The sequence below is a fragment of the Azonexus hydrophilus genome, assembly GCF_038368255.1.
GTDB lineage: Bacteria > Pseudomonadota > Gammaproteobacteria > Burkholderiales > Rhodocyclaceae > Azonexus > Azonexus hydrophilus.
Genome location: NZ_CP151406.1, coordinates 707,469 through 722,679 on the forward strand (window position 1 = coordinate 707,469; position 15,211 = coordinate 722,679).

Here is a 15,211-nt window from a genome sequence, read left to right on the forward strand (position 1 = left end):
TCGGCTAAATGGTCTGTTGTCTCAGCCGGTAGAACAGCAAATTATGCATAGAGGGGCCGTCTAATTGAATACAGTCAATTTATTTGTGGGAATATTTCCCTCTTCATGGTTTGGCTATGTGTGTTTTTGCCTGAACTTGGTCTAACTCTTCTTCCTTAAGACTCAGCTAAGGTCACTACGCTAGACTGGCCAATCAATTTGGCATGTTGCCATTGAACCAATAGAGAGCAATATGACCTCAGCCATGCTCCTCCTGTGGATAGCCTTGGGCATTGTTGTTCAGCTGGCACTTTGGCTGGGCATTGTCTTCTGGCGCCACTGGCAGCGCTATATATCGTTGCAGGATCAGGCCAATGGCAAGAGTCCTGCAACTCTGTCCGATAGTTTGCAGACTGACACTGCTTCCGAGGGCTGGAAAGGATTCAGGACTTTCAAGGTTATTCAGAAAACCCTTGAAGATGGTAACGGAGCCATTTGCTCCTTCTATCTACGTCCAGAGGATCGGCAGTCACTTCCCGTATTCAAGCCAGGACAGTTTCTTACCTTCAAACTGGCCATCCCGACTCCAGGAGGCACGGCGGAAGAACTCATCCGTTGCTACTCCCTCTCGGATTCGCCTGCTCATGATACTTACAGGGTTTCGATAAAGCGCGTCCCAACGCCTAACGGCACCTCCCTACCTCCTGGCCGCTCATCCAATTTTTTCCACGACCATGTACACGTAGGCACATCATTGGCAGTTCGGGCTCCATCAGGACATTTTTATCTCAACCACGAAGCCTCTCCAGTTGTACTGATTGGCGGAGGAATCGGTATCACACCGATGTTGAGCATGCTCAACTGGATCGTGAATCACCAGCCTGAACGTGAAGTTTGGCTGTTTTACGGCGTGCGAAATAGCGCTGAAGTGATTATGAAGGCGCATCTTCTGGCGCTCGCAGCCCAACACCCGAATTTCAAGCTGCACATCTGCTTTAGCGCGCCGCTACCGGGTGACATGATGGCGCGCGATTTTCACCATAGGGGTCGTATTGATGTCGCGCTGTTAAGGACAGAGTTACCGCTGAAACCGTTCGATTTCTATATATGCGGTCCGACGCCGATGATGGAAAGCTTGGTCGATGCCCTTGAAGACTGGGGAGTTCCGGACTCACGAATTCATTTTGAAGCATTCGGACCTGCGTCGATAAAACGCAAATCATCCATCGAGCCGAAGGTTTCCGAGAGCTGTACCGAAACTGTGATGGTGACCTTCGCCAAATCTAACAAACAGTTCATTTGGGACGGCACGTCCAACAGCCTACTGGAGTTTGCAGAAAGCAACGGGGTAAAAGTTGAGTCGGGGTGTCGTGCTGGTGGCTGTGGTAGCTGCGAAACGCGAATTCAAAGTGGAGAGGTGAAGTTTTCACATTCGCCTGACTTCGATTCAGAGCCTGGTAACTGTCTGCTCTGCGTATGCATCCCTGTCACTGACGTCGTTCTGGAGGCCTGATGCCAATTTTTCCCTCCACCCTTTGGCGAGAGCACATCCTGCCCTTTGCTTTCCTGGTGTTGCTCCTTGGTGTTTTGACGCTTGCCGGAGATTACCTCTTGCACCGATTGAATCTGGTGTGGGTCGGACGATACTTGGGCATTCCTGGAACGATACTTATCATCGGATCCCTGATGTATTCACTACGTAAGCGGAAATACATCAAGACGGGGAATCCGAAGAGCTATCTGAATATGCATGAACTGGCTGCCTGGCTTGGGTCATTGCTAGTTCTGATTCATGCAGGCATTCACTTCAACGCCATTCTTCCTTGGCTGGCCACTGTGGCCATGGGTATCAATGTCATTAGCGGGTTGGTCGGCAAGATGCTGCTGCAACGCTCCCGCGAACACGTTCAGTCACAACGTGACAGCTACCAATTGCGCGGTCTATCTCGACCTGAAGTCGAGCAAGCAGTTTTTTGGGATTCAGTGACTTTTGATGCAATGACTCAGTGGCGCAAAGTTCATATCCCGATTTTTATCGTTTTCGCCGTGCTGAGTCTTGGTCACATCATTAGCGTATTTCTATTCTGGGGCTGGCAATGAATCGCATTGTCAAATGGGTGATCGCTACCAACCTGCTTGTCTTGGTAGTCCTAACGTTCGCCTATCCACATTTGATGGTTAGCCCCGGAAAGCTCATCGTTGGACATCGGCAATTAGAGACTGATTGCTTTGCCTGCCATGCAGGACTTCGAGGAGCCTCTTCGGAGCGCTGTACAACCTGTCACAAGTCAGATGATATCGGTCGGCTAGATACCAAAGGGCAACCCATTCAGAAGCCTTTGACCTCAACGGCATTTCATCAAAAGCTGACGAAACAAGATTGTGTGGCGTGTCATAGCGATCATGCTGGCGTGAAGCGCTTCAAGATACATGGACACTTCAGCCATGCGCTCTTGCAGGCCGCAACCCGTGAGCAGTGTCAAGAATGCCATAGACCGCCGGCTGATTCTTTACACAAGCAGATTACCGGTAATTGCGCTCAATGCCACAGCCAGGAAAGGTGGACACCGGCCACGTTCAATCACGACAAATTCTTCGTACTTGACCGCGACCACAGTGTTCAGTGTGTGACGTGCCATGTACGAAACGACTACAGCCAATACACCTGTTACGGTTGCCACGAACACACCCCTGAAAAGATTCGCCGAGAGCACATTGAAGAAGGTATTCGAGATTATAAAAACTGCGTTGAATGCCATCGAAGTGCGGATGAGCACGACATCCGAATGCCGGGAGGAAATCGCCGTGAAGATGACTAGCAGAGGCCCGATTGACCTGCGCCGATACGCCTTCATATCGATTGCGGCTGCGGTTGCGACCATTCTGCTCAAAGGGGTTGCATGGTGGCTGACCGGCTCCGTCGGTCTATTGTCGGATGCGATTGAGTCGTTCGTTAATTTGGCAGGTGCCTTGATGGCGCTATGGATGCTCTCCATTGCGATCATGCCAGCGGATGCGGAACACCCACATGGTCATGATAAGGCCGAATATTTTTCGAGTGCCTTTGAAGGATTTCTAATTGTCGTTGCAGCGGCGAGCATCGGCTACACAGCAGTCGAGCGTCTAATACATCCACAGCCACTGGAAGCGGTCGGTATTGGCCTTTTGGTTTCGGTGCTTGCATCGATCATAAACTTTGGCGTTGCAAGAGTATTGCTTCGAGCGGGTACCGAGCATAAGTCGATCACTCTGGAGGCGGATGCGCATCACCTCATGACCGATGTTTGGACCTCTGTTGGCGTAATAGCCGGAGTGACGTTGGTTTGGCTCACAGGGCTGAACTGGCTGGACCCGGTTATTGCCCTTTTGGTTGCGGCCAACATTGTATGGACGGGCTGGCAACTTATGCGACGTTCTGCGTCTGGCTTGATGGATGTTGCACTACCAAAGTCGGAAATCGCTCAGATAGAACAAGTTCTCTCCACCTTTGATACAGAAGGGGTTTGCTTTCACGCGCTACGGACCCGCCAAGCCGGAAGGCGAGTATTTATCAGTTTGCACGTGTTAGTACCTGGCGATTGGTTAGTAAAAAGAGCCCATGATTTTTCTGAGGAGATTGAAGCGTCACTTTGCAGACAATTTCCGCACGCGCACGTCATGACACATCTCGAGCCAATCGATGATCCGTTATCCATGGCAGACGAAGCATTGGATAGACAAAGGTAAGTCTGCCAGCGGATCTGGGATGTATTTCCATTTATCTGCATTTGAATACGGCAAAGACGGCAAGCAGCAGTTCGACCACCACTACCAACGGTAGAGCGAAGGTATGGGCGGCGAAAGTCTGCTCGTGGCCGGCTACTGTCTGTTACTGATTCTCCTCAGCTAATGCTCGATGACCGTAATGGAGAAGCATGGAACATTTATTTCCGCCGGGCGTTTCATAAGCGACTCAATGCGAATTTCGTCATTGGAGCGACGAGGAAAAAACGGGGATGGACGACAAAACCGGAATAGGCGATGCAGACATGGCGCAGGCCTTATCAGCCCGTGCTGGCGACCTGCGAGCGTTCGCAGGTCTGGTGCGCCGCCATCAGGATCGCATGTTTGGTTTCCTGTTGTGCATGCTTGGTACGCGTGACGAGGCAATGGACTTGACCCAGGATTCCTTCCTGAAGGCCTGGAAGGCGTTACCGGATTGGCGACCTGAGGCGCGCTTCACTACCTGGCTGTTCCAAATAGCACGTAACGCGGCTCTCGACCTGCTGCGGCACCGGCAGCGTATTGAGTTCGTATCGCTCGACGCTGATCCCTCCCTCGACATAGTGGAAGATTACACACCATCTCCTGAGAAACAATTTTCCGACCGGCAGCGCATTAGCTTGCTTCAGCGCGCCATTGACACGCTCCCAGTTGATCAGCGCGAAATCCTCCTGCTCCGTGAACTAGAGGACATGAGTTACGCGGAGCTCGCCTTAATACTCGGGATCAACGAAGGAACGGTCAAGTCACGCCTTGCCCGAGCACGTGCTGCAGCCCTTACCAATTTCCGTCACTACGCCGGGGAGAGTCCAGATGACTGATCCACATGAAGTCCACGCTACTGACATCGACCTGTCCGCCTATCATGATGCAGAGCTTCCTGCTCCTGCTCGCCTCCGTATTACTGCGCACATCGCTGCATGTCCGCTTTGCGCAAAGCGCCTCGCCGACTTTGCCGCCTTGTCCGCTGACTTCGCCCAGTTACCCAAAGATAGCCTTGGTTTCGATCTCGCCAGCGTCATAGCGGGACAGCTTCCTGGACCTGCCAGGTCGCACCGGCGGACACCTACGCTAGGCTGGCTTGGCCTGCTGCCTGCGGGAATTGGGGCCACGGTCTCAATCGCGCTGGGCATCGCCATTGGTGGGGTTCTATTTAGTGGCGGTGCCGCCCTACCGCGAGAGACGGCCATGAGCGTATTCGATTCGATCCCGCCAGGCGGACTCTGCCTCGGTCTGGACAGCTGCTATGCCGAATATCCCAACAAGACAGGAGTGATCAAATGAAGCCACAACTGCTACGAACCCTGCTCGCTTTTTCTGTCCTGATTAACGTCGGGGTACTCGGTGCAGCCGCATACCGGGAATTGAACACCGACGCCTTTCCGGGGTTACCGCGCTACCTCGAACTCGATGTAACGCAGACCCGTCACTGGCACGAGGCAGAGCGAAATTTTCTTGTCCAACTCGCCGACGTTACGACGGCAATCGAGGCACGCCGCAGCCGGATGATCCGTGCCATTTTTGCCGAGTCCCCCGATCTCGCCCAGATTGATGCCGAACGCATCGCTATCGCGGCGCTGCAGGAGATTCAGCAAAAACGGGTAATCGAGCAACTGCTAAGGGAGCGAGCGTTACTTGATGCTGCACAACGCGAACGGCTCGCTGCATTACTACTTGCTCAGCCGGCAGGCCCCTCAGGCGTCGAGCGCCTTCACCGCGACTGACGGGAACATTTGCGCCCCACGAACGTTGAATGGATGTGAGTAGCTGACGCTTGTTCCCATCAACCTTTATTCATCTGGAGAATTATGCTCATGAAACCCTATATCCTTGCCGCTCTGACTGTCCTTTTCCTTGCTGCCACCGGCCCATCGCTGGCCGTGAGCGATGCACACGATCATGGCCATAGCTCGGTGTCGGCCACCCTGCAACTCAACGCCGGCAAGAAATGGGAAACCGATGCTCCGCTGCGAACAGCCATGGGGGAAATTCGTAAGTCGATGGCGTCCTCGCTGCACGCGATCCACGAAAATAAGATGTCGGCCAAGTCCTACGATGGGCTGGCTAAACAGGTGGAAGGCGCTGTCGGTCAGATTGTCGCCAGCTGTACGCTTCCGCCAGCCGCCGATGCCCAGCTTCACATCATCGTCGCAGACCTGCTGGCTGGCGCCGAGGAGATGGCCGGCAAGGTGAAGCAGATCAAACGTGTGGACGGCGCAGTCAAAGTTATTGACGCCCTCGATAACTACGGCAAGTATTTCGACGATGCAGGATTCCGGCCGATCGAGCACTGAGAATTGCGACGGCTTTAGGACAGAACGCACTGTCGGACCGCATTGAGGAAACCAAGGCGGGCGATTCTACGGTGCCACTTCAGATGAGCGATTGGAGGCATTTTCCAATCGCTCATCATGAAAGCATATGAATGATTATCCGAGGTTAGCAGCCATGCGTAATGTCTGCCTACTCCAAGGAGATAATAGCGATGAGTACGGAAAATGCAGTCCCTGAAGTACGCAACCTTAAACAGCTGCTTCGGTATCAGGAGAAGGCAGTCGTCAGCCGGATGCTGATCAAGAATCCAGTTGGCAACGTTACCCTGTTTGCCTTTGACGGCAATGAGGGTCTTAGCGAGCATACCGCTCCTTACGATGCCTTGGTAATAGGTGTGAAGGCCGTGCTGAAGTTCCGGTGGGCGGCGTTAGCCATACACTGGAAGAGGGCGATAGCTTGCTGCTGCCGGCCAATATCCCGCACGCGGTAAATCCCATGGGCGGGTTCAAGATGCTGCTGATCATGATTCGTGGTTAGGGGTTATAGACGACCAGAAGTGTTATGGGCATATCCTTGGAAACGGTTTTCTGCTGCGATTTGTGCTGTATTTGAGCCGGATGGTTGCTAACGACCACTCAAGTAAGAGATCCGCGAAGATTGGGTCGGGAGTTCGCGTTCGCTAGCCAGGAAAGCTGAGCTGCCCCGCAGTGCTGGCCTGAAAGTCCGCTGACCCCACTACACCTGTCGCTCATCTGGCGATGGCTGAACGGCAGTTAAGGCCGACGAGCGGACAGCGAGCAAAGTCGGCTGATCGGCCAATCCGGCCGTTCGAATCACTTCACTCTTCGGTCAGCAAACTGCTGGTTACCTGCCGCGCAGTAAGCAGAAGCGAGGAACGGCAGCATTTATATCTAACAAACTCTGGTTCGACAGAAAAACCAAGTAACGTTGGTGCGAAAGCGACGGGCACCTCTCTCCCTGACCATTTCCGGCGAAAAGCTTTCAAAAATGTAACGCGGGGGTCAGCGTCCTGTTGGTATCGGACTCCTAAGATGACATCACGGTTGGACGAAATGAGTCCGACACGATTAACCCGATGTCACAAGGAGAGAACCATGAAAACGAAATTTTCCCAATTAGCCCTTATCGCTGCGATCAGCCTCGCTGCAGCTGGAACGAGCTACGCTCACGAGGATTATTCCGAGGCCGGCACCAACCATTGGCTGAGCCACGTTTCAGAAACCAAGAGCGCACCGACGGCAAATCAACTGGCTTCGTTTGGTTACACGGCCACGAAAAACGCCGACCGAGAGGTCACTCTGTCCAGCGGTAGCAAATATCTGAACGTCACGCGTCTGGAGACCATCAAGATCAACGTCGCTGGCAAGAGCGTCGTCTGGACCTTCGATACGCTGGGGACCGCGCCGTTTCCACTTTCCAAGATCATATCGGGAGCCGACGGCATCACCGTCTACGTGACCGAAAACCCTGCCTATCAGGGCGGCTGATCAACCTGACGGCCAGGTGATGCAATTGTCACCTAGCCGTTGGCAAATTGTCAGGATCGATTCCTTAATATTGATATCGCAGTACAACAGCACCTATTCATAAGGAGATGAAAATGTTCAAGAAGATGCTCGCAATCGTGGCCCTGAGTTCCCTGGGTGTTACCGCCTACGCAGTTGATGCTTCTCAAGTCGAGAAGTCCATTGAGTTGAAGGACGGTTCGACTGTTTATATTTTCAAAGACGGCAAGATGGGTATGGAAGACAAAGTTGGTCGCGCAACCTATATGGAATCTGGCCATGTGATGGAAACCAAGGACGGCAAAAAAATCATCATGAACGGAAACGAAATCTGGCGTGTTGACGAATTGCTGCACAAATACCATCGCGGTTAATTTCCCGCATCACTCGAATTCGGCGGCTCCTTTGGGAGCCGTTTTCATTTTGAAGTACCGTTCAAGCATCGCCTTCAATTCCTGACTCCATTGGGCATGATCTCTGGATTGGCCTTGTGCGTATAGCACCGGAGCAACCTGCCGGAAAACGGCATGAATCTTTGGATCGAAATGCTGGTCATCTTCCCGTTCCATGATGCTCAACGTCTCTTCCAATGACAAGGCTGGTTTATACGGGCGAACAGAGGTCAATGCGTCGAACACGTCGACCAGGGCAAAAATCCGTGCGGCCAACGGTATTGCCTCGCCAATGAGCCCATCCGGATACCCTTTCCCGTCGAAGCGTTCGTGATGATGCCGGATGGTCTTCTCTGCGCCAGCCAGCCAGGGATTGCCGGCGACGATCTCGATGCCGAGCATGGCGTGGGTCTTCATGACCTGAAATTCTTCGCTGGTCAGCCGTCCCGGTTTCAACAGAATCTGATCCGGAATGCCGATTTTTCCAACGTCGTGCAGAAAGGCGCCCAGCACCAGTTCGGCAATGGTTTCCTTGCCAACACCCAGTGCTTCGGCAAGTGAGACCGCATAGCAGGTAACCCGGTAGTTATGGGCGTCGGTATCTGCGTCACGCTTGGCGATGGCGTTTCCAAGGGAGCGCAGCAGCGAAAGATTGGATTCCAGGAGTCGAGACGACAATGCCACCGTTTGGCCCAGCAATCCCGACATTAACGGGTAAAGCAACAGCGCTGCCGCGAATACTGATATCGAGGCCGTCAGCGCAGCCCCGCGAATCTGTTGTTCTCTCTCTTGCAGTGCCGAGCGGGACACCAGGCTGATTCCCTCGACATAGCCTGCAAGACGGCCATCACTGGTGGTCATCGGCAGAATGACCTGAACCAGTTCTTCGCCAGCCACCGAAAATCGTTTGCTATGGCTGCCTGGAGCTGGCGGCCATGGATGGCGCTGTTGTCGGGCGATCTCTTTCAGCGACTCGGGGAGTGACCGCCAAGCATCAAACACCATCTCCGTATTGGGCGAAAAAACTCGAATCCCGACAAACTCATCGGTTAGCAACTGCGAAATCGCGGAATGGCTATCTCCTTTATCCCCGCCGACCGCCATTTGCATGGCGGGCGACTCGAAATGCCTGACCCCCGCTATGGCGCGTTCAAGGGTGCGCTGCTCTACGCGATACGATTCGACCCAGTAGGCAAGACCTCCCGCGAGACTGCCAACCAGGAGCGCACCTATACCGAGGCGCCGCGCCAACATGCGGCGCAATTGCCGGTGTGTCTGGGGCAGTTGAATAGCGTTCATTTCAGATTCTGTAGCAGTTCCATGGAGTGCTTGAAGTGGCTGCTGACGCGATCGAGTGAGAATTGGTGCATTAACGAATTTTCAGCCATTTTCTGTCGTTCGACATCCATTTCCACCGTGTTGCCATCAGTAGCCGCTTGGTAAGGTACGTGATACTTTAGTGGGAATGGTGATGTTTGCCCGGTGCCCGAGAGATGTCCGGTAGCCGTGCTCGTCAATGGCAACGATGAGGAGGCACCTTGAACGATTTTGGCAGCCTCTTCAATGTCAATATCAACGGCCTTATAACCTGGAGTATCGGCATTGGCGATGTTCGAGGCCAGGAGTTGCTGCCGATAGACACGAACACCCAGCATTTTCTGCTGAAAAATGTGACCGGCATGACCGCCTTGTCCAACTGTGAAGTGATTGGGATGGGCTGACGCCGTGCTGGAGGCCATTCCGGAAGAATGCCCAGTGTGCCCAACTACCCCGGCACCTTGTCCGCCATGATTGCCATGACTGACCACTGGGTTGTTTGCCTGCTGAACAATCGCCTGATTCAAGGCCTCGGAAAACCCTCCGTTGTTGGCCCCCCCCGAGGACGCACTATGTCCCTCGTGCCCTCCTTGAACAGAAGTAGATGGGGGAATTGCCGGTGGGATAGGAGGGGCTCCAGCCATGACACTGATTACTCGTTCATGATCAGGATGGCCTTCACCGGATCAATCTGGCCGACGCCATGGATCGTGTCCCCGTTCGTGGTGTAAGAGGCAATCAGGAAGTCATGGATTCCGGTGAGGTTGGATTGCCAGTCAGAGGGTCACGGCGGACAAGCTGACGGCGGGATTGTCGCCGACCTCGGCCAAGGTTTCCAGGGTCATGTAACGTCGCTGCATGGCCCACTCGTCGTTCTGTTCAAGCAATAGGGCGCCGACCAGGCGGTAGATGGCCGCTTCGTTGGGAAAGATGCCGACGACGTCGGTACGGCGCTTGATTTCGGCATTGAGCCGCTCAATCGGATTGGTGCTGTGGATCTTGCTCCGGTGCTCGCGAGGAAAGCCCATGTGTGCGAGCACATCGTCCTCGGCATCATCCATCAGCCGGGCGATCTTTGGCAGGCGCTCACGGAGTTGGTCAGCGACGGTTCGCCACTGGTCCCGTGCCGCAGCTTCTGTCTCATGGGCAAAGATGGTGGCGATCAGGGCAGACACCATGCGACGCTGGTTGGTCGGCGCATGAACCAGGACATTGCGCATGAAATGTACCCGGCAACGCTGCCAGGTTGCAGAGATCACCTTGCGTACAGCAGCTTTCAGGCCCTCGTGGGCGTCCGAGATCACCAGCTTGACGCCGCGCAGGCCGCGACGCGACAGGCTGCGCAGGAATTCAGTCCAGAAGGGTTCGGCTTCAGAGGCGCCGACCTGCAGCCCAAGCACTTCGCGTCGGCCATCGCTGTTAGCGCCGATGGCGATTATGGCGGCGACGGAAACGATTCTTCCGGCCTGACGTACCTTGAGGTAGGTGGCGTCAATCCACAGATAGGGCCAGTCGCCTTCGATGGGACGGGCAAGGAAGGTCTGCACCCGCTCGTCGATCTCGGCGCAGAGGCGAGAGACCTGGCTCTTGGAGATGCCGCTCATGCCCATAGCCTGGACCAGATCATCGACCGAACGCGTCGAGATGCCCTGCACGTAGGCCTCCTGGATAACGGCCGCCAGCGCCTTTTCGGCGGTCCGCCGTGGTTCCAGGAAGGGCGGGAAGTAGCTGCCGGAGCGCAGCTTAGGGATGCGCAGCGCCACCGTGCCGGCGCGGGTATCCCACGCGCGATCCCGAAAGCCGTTTCGGGAATTGGTTCGCGCCTCGGAACGCTCGCCATGGCTGGCGCCGCAGCGGTTCTCGACATCCAGCTCCATCAGGCGCTGGGCCACAAAGCCGATCATCTCGCGCACGATATCGTCGGCGCCGGCCTTTTCAAGCAGCTCGGAAAGTTGCATTCTGTCTTGGGTCATCGGTTTACTCCTCAGTAGAGATTGAGATTCGCAAACCCAACCTTACCGGAGTTCTCCGATGACCTCCTGATTGCGCCCGCCGTGGTGGCCCTGCAGGGCCACCACGGCAAACTCAACACCTTCCGCTCTTACACCACTCCGCGGGACACCGCCACGCCATGCCATTTCAGATCGCTGTTTGCTACGGCCGGCTTTGCCAGGCATCCATGATTGCATTCGATGATCCAGCGTTTCTGAAGCACCGTTCGACAATAGTTGTAGGTCAGCAGCTTCGGGTCACTGCCGACCGCAAGCGCCAGCGTGCGACATACACATCGATCGCCGTGCTCTGCCGGTTTGTGGATATCCATGACTGAAATGCCGAGGCCTCGATTCCGAGGCCTTTACTGGGCAGTTACTTTCCATCTCGCGGATGGAAATGTTTGCTCTTGTCCTTGGCTGCGTTCGGCTTGTCAGCCTTTGCATCCGGCATGCTTTGCGGCATTCCGGTTTTTTCCTGGACATGGGAATGTGGCTTGGAAGCAGCCTTGTCAGCCTGTCCTTCGGCAGCCTTCGGCGCAGCGGCCTTTTCGTCGGCGAAGACGACGCCGGTCATCGTGGTGCCAGCAAACAGAACGGCGGCAATGAGGGAGGAAACTTTCATGATCTTGACTCCTGAGTTTTGGGGATTTCAACGGTCCGAATCGAATGGACAGATTCAGTTTGTGCTTCTGTCACTGTCAACAAGGTGACTTGTCGATTACATTGTTCTCAGGAAGCATGGCCAAATACGGATTCACCAAATGCACGATTGCGTCGGCAAGCGCATCGCGCAATTGCCGTTCGCAACACCCCATCAAAATTCCGTCCTCCAGCGCATCCTGGGCCATCTGGCGAAGTTCATCCAGGTTCTCATTGAGCACCTTGATTTTTTCCGTACAGGCAATGGCCTTGCCGGAAGAATCTTGCCAGCGCACCGACCCCGACGAACTCATCATCGAGTTCACTTTGTCGAATGTTGGGCCAGCGCCTGCAAAACCCGGTGCTGGTATTCCAAACTATCGAGGGTGTATGTCTTCCAATACTCGATGGAGGAATAGCCGACAGCAGCCCACCATGCCCTGCTTTGCCCAGGCTCCCCCAGAGAAAACGACGGTGTTCGCTCAAGGAGTTCCTTGAGCGGGGAAATCTGCGTGGAAATCATCTTTTCCAAACAGTCGAGATTCACGCCAACCAACCGGGCAACCAAATCCAAATGGAAGTCGGAAGGTGCATTGAAGATGGCGAACGAATTGTGTGCGGACATGATTTTCTCCCTGCGGCACGTTCAAGGCCCATTGCCTCATAGGGAGAGTTTGCCTGTGGGTAGCTGTCACGCCCATAACGGGGGCATTACAACCCGTTCACCATTTTGCCAGCTTGTTTCCGTATTGTTCGCAAAGAGGTCAGGCAATCGGGAAGACATCAGCAAATCTCGGTTTTATTGCTGCCCGCGCAGACGCAGCGCATTGGCGACCACGCTGACCGACGACAGGCTCATCGCCGCAGCCGCAATTACCGGCGACAGCACCAGCCCGAAGAAGGGATAGAGGATACCGGCCGCGACCGGCACGCCGAGGGCGTTGTAGAGGAAAGCGAAGGCCAGGTTCTGGCGCATGTTGCCGACCGTTGCGACGGAGAGCAGACGGGCGCGGGCGATGCCGCGCAGGTCGCCCTTGACCAGCGTCAACTGGGCGCTGTTCATCGCGACGTCGGTGCCGGTACCCATGGCGATGCCGACATCCGCTTTGGCCAGCGCCGGCGCGTCGTTGATACCGTCGCCGGCCATCGCCACGATCCGCCCTTCGCGTTGCAAACGCTCAACCAGCGCAAGTTTGTCGGCAGGCCTGACCTCGCCATGCACCTCCTCGATGCCCAGTCTGGCACCGACCGCCTGGGCGGTGGTCAGGCCGTCGCCGGTGGCCATCACGATGCGCAGCCCGGCCTGACTCAGAATGCTCAGGGCTTCCTGGGTGCTCGCCTTGATTGGGTCGGCGACTGCCAGCAAACCGAGCAGGCGGCCATCGGCCGCCAGATGCATGACGCTGGCCCCGCTTTGGCGCAGGGTTTCCGCTTCCCCGGCGAGGGCGTCGATATCGATGCCGTCCTCGGCCATCAGCGCGGCGTTGCCAAGGGCCAGGCGCTGGCCGCCGACTGTCCCGCGTACGCCGATGCCGCTGGCCGATTCGAACTGCTCGGCCTTGTCGAGGGCAAGACCGCGTTCGCGGGCGGCGCGGACGATGGCGTCGGCTAGCGGATGCTCGCTGCCTTGGTCAAGGCTGGCCGCCAGGCGCAGTACCTCGTCCTCGACGATGCCGGGTGCAGCCAGCACACGTTCGAAGGCTGGCCGCCCTTCGGTCAGGGTGCCGGTTTTGTCCACGATCAGCGTGTCCACCTCGCGCAGTCGCTCGATGGCCGCCGCGTCGCGGAACAGGATGCCCTGGGTTGCTGCCTTGCCGGTGGCGACCATGATCGACATCGGCGTCGCTAGCCCGAGGGCGCAGGGACAGGCGATGATCAGCACCGAAACGCCGTTGATCAGGCCGAAGACCCAGCCCTGCTCGCCGCCGAACAAGCCCCAGGCGAAGAAACTGATTACGGCGATGGCGACCACGACGACGACGAAATAGCCGGCGACGACGTCGGCCAGCCGCTGCAACGGCGCCTTCGAGCGCTGGGCCTGGGCGACCATCTGGACGATCTGGGCGAGCATGGTTTGGGCGCCGACCTTCTCGGCACGGATGACCAGGCTGCCGGCGGTGTTCATGGTGGCACCGATCACCTGGTCGCCGGGGCGTTTCGTTACCGGCAGAGGCTCGCCGGTGAGCATCGCTTCATCGATGGCGCTCGAGCCTTCGATCACTGCGCCGTCTACCGGCACCTTCTCGCCAGGACGTACGCGCAACATGTCGCCGACATGGACATGAGTCAGCGGCACATCCTCCTCTATGCCGTCCGGGTTGATGCGGCGGGCCGTCTTCGGGGAAAGACCGAGCAGCGACTTGATGGCGGCCGTGGTCTGCGAACGGGCGCGCAGTTCAAGCATTTGGCCGAGCAGGGTCAGCGAGATGATGACCGCTGCCGCCTCAAAATAAACGCCGATCCGGCCGTGGGCAATGAAGGAAGGTGGAAACAGGCCAGGCACTAGCGCCGCCACGACGCTGTAAGCGAATGCCGCACCGGTGCCGAGGCTGATCAGCGTCCACATGTTAGGACTGCGCTGGACAAGCGACTGCCAGCCCCGCACGAAGAACGGCGCGCCAGCCCAGAGCACGATGGGCAGGCTGAACAGCAGTTCGCCCCAAGTGCGGGCCGCTGGCGATAGACCTTCCAGCCGGTGCCCGACCATCGCCAGGACGACCACGACCACGGTCAGCGGCAGGCTGCCCCAGAAGCGGCGGCGGAAGTCCAGGTACTCGGTGTTGTCCTCGTCCTTGTCTAAATCGGGTAGCAGCGGTTCGAGCGCCATGCCGCACTTGGGGCAGGTGCCGGGGCCGATCTGCCGGATTTCCGGATGCATCGGGCAGGTGTACTCGGCGCCCGGAACGGCGGCCTCTTCAGGCTCGGGCGCCAGGTAGCGCGCCGGTTCGGCATCGAATTTTGACTTGCATTTGGCACTGCAGAATCGGTAATGGATGCCATCCAGATCCGTCGCATGGGCCGAGTCCGGCTTGACGGTCATGCCGCAGACGGGATCGATAACGTTGCTCGACATGGATTTCAAAACCGACGACGAATGGTTGTGATGATGAGCATGGTCGTGATGTTGCCCTGAGTGTTCGCTGGTCATGGCTACTTCCCTTTAATCAAAAAATCACAACTATGCAATTTGCTCAAAGTTGATCCAGCATGCCCCGTGGGACAATTTAGAAAAAATTGGCCTTGCTCTGCAGCAAGGCCATCAGCAACAGTCGCGCAGGAGAGAAAGCCGACCGCAAAAGGGATCTTGCTAAAGTTGCACAGGCTCCAG

Annotated in this window: 20 protein-coding genes; 12 read left to right on the forward strand and 8 right to left on the reverse strand. The window is 56.2% G+C overall.

The window, feature by feature from the left end:
• Window positions 1-232: 232 nt before the first annotated feature.
• The 12 genes from AADV58_RS03425 to copK all read left to right on the forward strand — a co-directional run bounded on the left by AADV58_RS03425 (window position 233) and on the right by copK (window position 7,915).
• Window positions 233-1,492, forward strand: a complete 1,260-nt coding sequence (locus AADV58_RS03425; RefSeq protein WP_341744094.1) for a 2Fe-2S iron-sulfur cluster-binding protein — start codon at window positions 233-235, stop codon at window positions 1,490-1,492.
• Window positions 1,492-2,079, forward strand: coding sequence for a hypothetical protein (locus AADV58_RS03430; RefSeq protein ID WP_150430604.1), 588 nt, complete (start codon window positions 1,492-1,494; stop codon window positions 2,077-2,079). Before AADV58_RS03425 ends, AADV58_RS03430 begins: the two co-directional genes overlap by 1 nt.
• Window positions 2,080-2,153: 74 nt before the next feature.
• Entirely contained in the window at window positions 2,154-2,798 is a 645-nt protein-coding gene (locus AADV58_RS18620) for a cytochrome c3 family protein (RefSeq protein ID WP_223879684.1), read from the forward strand.
• Window positions 2,785-3,705, forward strand: a complete 921-nt coding sequence (locus AADV58_RS03435) for a cation diffusion facilitator family transporter (protein WP_424243840.1) — start codon at window positions 2,785-2,787, stop codon at window positions 3,703-3,705. The genes AADV58_RS18620 and AADV58_RS03435 overlap by 14 nt, the downstream gene beginning before the upstream one ends.
• 269 nt (window positions 3,706-3,974) lie before the next feature.
• Complete coding sequence (locus tag AADV58_RS03440) at window positions 3,975-4,562, forward strand: RNA polymerase sigma factor (protein WP_341744096.1); 588 nt, start codon at window positions 3,975-3,977, stop codon at window positions 4,560-4,562.
• Window positions 4,555-5,025 (forward strand): anti-sigma factor family protein, encoded by a 471-nt coding sequence (locus tag AADV58_RS03445; protein ID WP_341744097.1) that lies wholly within the window; start codon window positions 4,555-4,557, stop codon window positions 5,023-5,025. Before AADV58_RS03440 ends, AADV58_RS03445 begins: the two co-directional genes overlap by 8 nt.
• A complete protein-coding gene (locus tag AADV58_RS03450) occupies window positions 5,022-5,465 on the forward strand; it encodes a periplasmic heavy metal sensor (RefSeq protein ID WP_341744098.1) in 444 nt (147 codons plus the stop codon). Before AADV58_RS03445 ends, AADV58_RS03450 begins: the two co-directional genes overlap by 4 nt.
• Window positions 5,466-5,555: 90 nt before the next feature.
• The gene (locus AADV58_RS03455) at window positions 5,556-6,035 is read left to right on the forward strand and encodes a hypothetical protein (protein ID WP_341744099.1); all 480 of its coding nucleotides are present in this window, start codon (window positions 5,556-5,558) and stop codon (window positions 6,033-6,035) included.
• A gap of 161 nt (window positions 6,036-6,196) precedes the next feature.
• The gene (locus AADV58_RS03460) at window positions 6,197-6,505 is read left to right on the forward strand and encodes a hypothetical protein (protein WP_341744564.1); all 309 of its coding nucleotides are present in this window, start codon (window positions 6,197-6,199) and stop codon (window positions 6,503-6,505) included.
• The gene (locus tag AADV58_RS03465) at window positions 6,472-6,552 is read left to right on the forward strand and encodes a hypothetical protein (protein WP_341744529.1); all 81 of its coding nucleotides are present in this window, start codon (window positions 6,472-6,474) and stop codon (window positions 6,550-6,552) included. The genes AADV58_RS03460 and AADV58_RS03465 overlap by 34 nt, the downstream gene beginning before the upstream one ends.
• 578 nt (window positions 6,553-7,130) lie before the next feature.
• Complete coding sequence (locus AADV58_RS03470; protein ID WP_027458812.1) at window positions 7,131-7,523, forward strand: CzcE family metal-binding protein; 393 nt, start codon at window positions 7,131-7,133, stop codon at window positions 7,521-7,523.
• 113 nt (window positions 7,524-7,636) lie between these two features.
• Window positions 7,637-7,915: a periplasmic Cu(I)/Cu(II)-binding protein CopK gene (gene copK, locus AADV58_RS03475; RefSeq protein WP_341744100.1), complete on the forward strand. Its 279-nt coding sequence runs from the start codon at window positions 7,637-7,639 to the stop codon at window positions 7,913-7,915.
• Window positions 7,916-7,924: 9 nt separating this feature from the next.
• Here copK and AADV58_RS03480 read toward each other — a convergent pair whose 3' ends face one another.
• The 8 genes from AADV58_RS03480 to AADV58_RS03515 all read right to left on the reverse strand — a co-directional run bounded on the left by AADV58_RS03480 (window position 7,925) and on the right by AADV58_RS03515 (window position 15,031).
• Window positions 7,925-9,232, reverse strand: coding sequence for an HD-GYP domain-containing protein (locus tag AADV58_RS03480; RefSeq protein WP_027458814.1), 1,308 nt, complete (start codon window positions 9,230-9,232; stop codon window positions 7,925-7,927).
• A complete protein-coding gene (gene flgB, locus AADV58_RS03485) occupies window positions 9,229-9,777 on the reverse strand; it encodes a flagellar basal body rod protein FlgB (RefSeq protein WP_341744101.1) in 549 nt (182 codons plus the stop codon). Before flgB ends, AADV58_RS03480 begins: the two co-directional genes overlap by 4 nt.
• Window positions 9,778-10,026: 249 nt before the next feature.
• Window positions 10,027-11,223, reverse strand: coding sequence for an IS256 family transposase (locus AADV58_RS03490; protein ID WP_341743058.1), 1,197 nt, complete (start codon window positions 11,221-11,223; stop codon window positions 10,027-10,029).
• 128 nt (window positions 11,224-11,351) lie between these two features.
• On the reverse strand, window positions 11,352-11,573 hold the full coding sequence (locus tag AADV58_RS03495; RefSeq protein WP_341744102.1) for a hypothetical protein: 222 nt from the start codon (window positions 11,571-11,573) through the stop codon (window positions 11,352-11,354).
• Between the two features lie 44 nt (window positions 11,574-11,617).
• The gene (locus AADV58_RS03500) at window positions 11,618-11,866 is read right to left on the reverse strand and encodes a hypothetical protein (RefSeq protein ID WP_027458824.1); all 249 of its coding nucleotides are present in this window, start codon (window positions 11,864-11,866) and stop codon (window positions 11,618-11,620) included.
• 76 nt (window positions 11,867-11,942) lie between these two features.
• On the reverse strand, window positions 11,943-12,200 hold the full coding sequence (locus AADV58_RS03505; protein ID WP_341744103.1) for a hypothetical protein: 258 nt from the start codon (window positions 12,198-12,200) through the stop codon (window positions 11,943-11,945).
• 5 nt (window positions 12,201-12,205) lie between these two features.
• The gene (locus tag AADV58_RS03510; RefSeq protein ID WP_341744104.1) at window positions 12,206-12,508 is read right to left on the reverse strand and encodes a hypothetical protein; all 303 of its coding nucleotides are present in this window, start codon (window positions 12,506-12,508) and stop codon (window positions 12,206-12,208) included.
• A 174-nt stretch (window positions 12,509-12,682) separates the two neighbouring features.
• The gene (locus tag AADV58_RS03515) at window positions 12,683-15,031 is read right to left on the reverse strand and encodes a heavy metal translocating P-type ATPase (protein WP_341744105.1); all 2,349 of its coding nucleotides are present in this window, start codon (window positions 15,029-15,031) and stop codon (window positions 12,683-12,685) included.
• Window positions 15,032-15,211: the final 180 nt, after the last annotated feature.